This window comes from Mesorhizobium sp. M7A.F.Ca.CA.003.01.2.1, from assembly GCF_003998945.1.
Lineage (GTDB): Bacteria > Pseudomonadota > Alphaproteobacteria > Rhizobiales > Rhizobiaceae > Mesorhizobium > Mesorhizobium ciceri.
This window is the reverse complement of the sequence record NZ_RZRA01000476.1, coordinates 1-4,237: the sequence shown is the minus strand read 5'-3', so window position 1 is coordinate 4,237 and position 4,237 is coordinate 1. Positions and strand designations below refer to the sequence as shown.

Annotated in this window: 6 protein-coding genes; 1 reads left to right on the top strand and 5 read right to left on the bottom strand. The window is 64.5% G+C overall.

From position 1 onward, the window contains the following. On the top strand, positions 1–298 hold a 298-nt coding region (locus EN969_RS19090), incomplete at its 5' end, for a DUF6537 domain-containing protein (protein ID WP_348632398.1). Between the two features lies 1 nt (position 299). Here EN969_RS19090 and EN969_RS19085 read toward each other — a convergent pair. From EN969_RS19085 to EN969_RS19065, 5 genes are all read right to left on the bottom strand, one after another. Next, positions 300–2,036 carry a sulfatase-like hydrolase/transferase gene (locus tag EN969_RS19085; protein ID WP_244514259.1) on the bottom strand — a complete coding sequence of 579 codons (1,737 nt, stop codon included), beginning with the start codon at positions 2,034–2,036 and terminating at the stop codon, positions 300–302. Positions 2,037–2,210: 174 nt separating this feature from the next. Continuing rightward, positions 2,211–2,498: a hypothetical protein gene (locus EN969_RS19080; protein ID WP_013527963.1), complete on the bottom strand. Its 288-nt coding sequence runs from the start codon at positions 2,496–2,498 to the stop codon at positions 2,211–2,213. Between the two features lie 111 nt (positions 2,499–2,609). After that, a complete protein-coding gene (locus tag EN969_RS19075) occupies positions 2,610–3,065 on the bottom strand; it encodes a periplasmic heavy metal sensor (protein WP_063169958.1) in 456 nt (151 codons plus the stop codon). Beyond that, positions 3,062–3,484: a hypothetical protein gene (locus tag EN969_RS19070; protein WP_245458408.1), complete on the bottom strand. Its 423-nt coding sequence runs from the start codon at positions 3,482–3,484 to the stop codon at positions 3,062–3,064. Before EN969_RS19070 ends, EN969_RS19075 begins: the two co-directional genes overlap by 4 nt. A 116-nt stretch (positions 3,485–3,600) precedes the next feature. Next, the gene (locus EN969_RS19065) at positions 3,601–4,143 is read right to left on the bottom strand and encodes an RNA polymerase sigma factor (RefSeq protein WP_024503412.1); all 543 of its coding nucleotides are present in this window, start codon (positions 4,141–4,143) and stop codon (positions 3,601–3,603) included. Positions 4,144–4,237 lie beyond the last annotated feature (94 nt).

Genomic DNA, 4,237 nt, shown 5'->3' with positions numbered 1-4,237 from the left:
GGTCGCTCATCTCGATGGCTGGTACGCGCTGGCGCTCGACCATGTGCCCCAGGATTACGCACTGGCCGTCGAAATCCTCAACTGCCGCCGGCTGATCAAGGGCTACAGCGACACCCATGTCCGGGCGCAGTCGAAATTCGACCGGGTGCTGTCCGCGCTCGACATGGTCAAGGGCCGCACCGACGCCGCCGACTGGATCCGCCGCCTGCGCGAGATCGCGCTGAAGGACGAGAAGGGCGACATGCTGGACGGTGCGCTGAAGACCGTGGCGACGCTGGGGCCGGATACGATAGACTGATTTAACGGGCATCCACCGATTGGAGCGGCGCCAGCCCATGCAGCGGCACCGCTTCCGGGAACAGATGCAGCAGGCCTGTATCGACGCGCCGGCGCAGATGCGCATCGACCTCCGCACGATCCTGACAACCATGGAACCTGCCGCCGCAATGGTCGCGCAGGCGCACGAGATCGGCCATGACAGGCGACATCGGCAGGCCGGCGGCGTCGAGCAGGCTTGCGCTGAGGAAGCCGATGTCGAGCGGGGCCAGGTCAGGCATCGGATGGCGCAAAGGATGGTTGAAGGTGGTGAGCGTGTAGAAAGTGCGATAGGCAAGCGAGCCAGGGGTCGCCAAGGCGTCGTCCCCGGCGATCGCCTCGACGAACGGCTTGGTCGCCGACGACTGGTGATCGCCGAATTCGAGCACCACGGCGCCGCGTTCACCGGCATCCGCTTGCCTCTTGTCGAGGAAATCCTGGAAATCGCCGCGCGCTACCGCCATCCGGCGCAGATACTCATTGGCTTGGAAATCGCCCGAGAAAGGCTCGCCCTCGACCTTCAGCCCGGGCTCCATCCGCCCCTCATAGGGTGAGTGCGGAAACATGGTCTGGATTTCGAGGAACAGCGGCCGGCCGTCTTCCCTATGGTGCCTGGCGATGAATGCCTCGGCCGCCTGGTAATAAAAGTTGTCGCGCAGGTGATAGAAGGGCGCGGCGATGTCCTTGATGTCGAGCACGGTCTCGAAACCGATCGATTTCAGGAACGGCCCTTCATTGACGAACGAAAAGTCCATCGGCGTCATCACGACAGTCCGATATCCGCAGCGCGCCAGCACCTCCGGCAAGGCTCCGGCGACCTTGTCCTGCAGGGTGATGGTCAGATAGGGGCTTCGCCAGCCGAAATCGGTGGCCGACAGGCCGGTCATCAGCGACAGATTGGTGATCCAGGTGCCGCCGCCAAACGTCTCGACCTGCATCTGGTGCGGCGTGCCGGCCCCCGGTGCGAATCTCTGCAGGAATCCCGCGCCGTTGCCGACCTGCGGAAAATAGCCGGGATCGGACTGGCTTTCGCTGAGCACGAAAAAGACGTCGGGAAGATCAGCCCGGTCGCCGCAATCGACCGTGTCGGCAAAAGGCGGCTGCGGCGCCACGGCTTGCAGCCGCTTTTCGAAGCCCGATTCTACAACGAGGTTGTGCAAATCCAGCAGCGAGACGAAGAAGGCCGACATGTGCCGGCCCTGCATGTAGTAGAAATAGCGGTCCTTCGAGGCCTCGGCCGGAAAGGTCAGCGGCACCAGAACGACGAGCGCCGCCATGACCAGGACGCGTGCCGACACCGGCCAGCCGATTTTCCGATCGATCCGGAACAGAAGCACCGCCGCCCCGATGCCGAGCCCTAGGGCAATGACGACCGGCGCGATCAGATGGAGGTAGGAGCCGAGCAGGAAACGATACACTTCCGGGTCCCTCGACACGAAGACCGTGTCGTAGAAGTGCAGCGAAAATCCTTTCAGCCGGAACTTGATCGCCGAAACCACGGTGACGAAGGCAATGCCCATCCAGGCGAGGTAGACGGAAAAGGCAAGGCGCCCCGAAGCCAGGAACAGAAGTCCGGCAAGGGCAGCCACCAGCGCCAGCGAGAACGGCACCGACAGCCATTCGTGCTCGGCCCGTCCGGCGGCGAAGACGCCTGCAAGGCTGACCACGGCCAGCGTCAGCGGATGGCAGAGCACCCGTCCAAGACCTTGAAGCTGAACCACAGATTTTCCCACGAAGATGCCTGAGCACAGTTTCGGGAAATTCTTCGATTATTTGCGGGCTAAGAACAAATGTATAGTGGATTTAACCTTAACTCGGCTGGTCGGGATTGTCCGGTGCGCGCCAGCGCTCGCGCGGGGCCGCCCCGAAAGGTGCCTGGCCCCGCGGTGCTTTGATCAGTAATGGTGCCAGTGGCGCCAGTGATGATGCGGATGCCAGACGTAGGCCGGACCGTGCCAGTAGTGGTAGCGCGGGCGCACGACGACGACGCCGTTCGGCACGCAGCGGCCCCATCTGTTGGGGTGCCAGCCGATGCCGCAGCCCCAGCGGACATGCTCGACCAGTGCCGGGGTGGCTGGCTTCGCAACGGACACGATGGGCATTGCGCTGGAGGCGGAGGCTGTCGCGACAGTTCCACCGATGGCCAGGATAGCGGTTGCTGCATAGTTTTTCAGGCGACTCATAATTGGACTCCGAGTGCTTTCGACGATGAAGATGGCCGTCCTGTATGGTGCACAGGGCAGGCTTGTCCCTTCGCATCGTTAAACGGCGTCTCCGGTCTTTTCCGTCGGTCGTCATGGCGATTTTTTTGGCGTAACGGTGGCGCGGCGTTCCATATGGCGCAGCAACGCCTGTGCCAGCACGCTCCGGTTTTCAGGCGATGTGCTCGCCGCGAAGTCGACAATGGCCTGTTCAAGCCGGCTGCGCACCGTCACATCGGCATCGCGTGCCCGTTCCAGGGCGGCGGACAAGGCGGCCTTGTCCATGACAGGCTGCTGCAACAGGTCCGCTGCCTCCTGCCTCGCCTGCTGGCCATCGAGAATGATCTGACGGGACTGCACGCGAACCTGGCGCAGCGCCTCGCGGAACGCCTTGCGATCCTGGTCGGGAAGGTGTCGGCCGGCCGATTCCAGCGAGAAGCCCGATTTGGCATTTCTCAGCCAGACCGCGCCACCGACAAATGCGCTGGCCAGAAAGACGTTCAGCACCACGGAAGCAATGACCAGACCACGGACCCAGCGCGTACTCATAGGCTTTCCTCACCGTTCTCGGCATCCGGGCCGGCATCGCCAAACGCCGTCACATTGGCATCCAGCACAGTGTGGTCCGGCTGGACCTCGGGCGTGATGACGGTCACCAAAGCCAGTCCTGCCACGGCGCCGGCCAGGCCAATGCCTGCGAGTCCCAGCCCCAGCCACCAGAACCGCTGCCGCCGGCGTTGGACAAGGTGCCGGCCGGCGACCTGCAGGATACTGCCGTGCAGCGCTTTACCGGGGGCGTCGACGCGGTAGCTGTCGAGCAGCGCGTCAAGTGTCCCGGCCTGCCTCAAGATGGCCTCGCCCGCGTCGCTTGCGGCAAAGACCGTGCCGGCCATTCGCTCGGCCTCGGGCCATCGCCGCAAGTCGCCGCCATAGGCCTGCGCCAAGGCGGCAAAGCGCCTGGCATCCATTGCGGGTTCGTTCCTGGACCCTTCAGCCATGTGTCTCCCCCTTGCCCGTCGGCGCCGAGCGCCAGGCGGCACCAGCAAGGCGCAATGGCCGTGCTGCGTTGCTGCTTGCCCGGCGTTTACTCATCGGCGCCATCCTCCGCCAGGATCGCTTGCAGCGACCGCCGGCCGCGCGCGAGCAGGCTTTCCAGGGCATCGACGCTGATCTGCAGTGTCGCTGCCGCCTCGATATTGGACATCCCCTGATAGTAGACCAGAACGATCGCTTCGCGCTGGCGCGGCGCTATGGCTTGCAGCGCCCGTTCGACCCGATGGGCTTCTTCCTCGGAATGAGCATCGGGAAGCGGCGCAGGATCGGCGACGTCCGGCAGGTCGCCGGTCACCCACTCGCGCCTGCGACGCAGCCGGTCGTAGCAAAGGTTGAGCGTCACCCGGTGGATCCAGCTGTCGAAGCGCGCATTGCCGCGCCGCCAGCTCGCGGCATGGCGCCAGATCCGCACGAAGGTTTCCTGCGCGACATCCTCGGCCTCCGCCGCATCGCCGAGCATGCGCACGGCAAGCGCCAGGATACGCGGCAGCTTGCGCGCGACGAGCGTTTGCACGGCTGCCGGCTCGCCGGCGCCGACACGGCGAACCAGCTCCTCGTCCGGATCCGCAGCCATCAGTCGGCGCACTCCCGATGTTCATCGCGCGTCATTGCCTCTTGGTCATTGCTCTTGCTTGGGAGCGGTTTTGTGGCCCGGCAGTTCGTCGGCT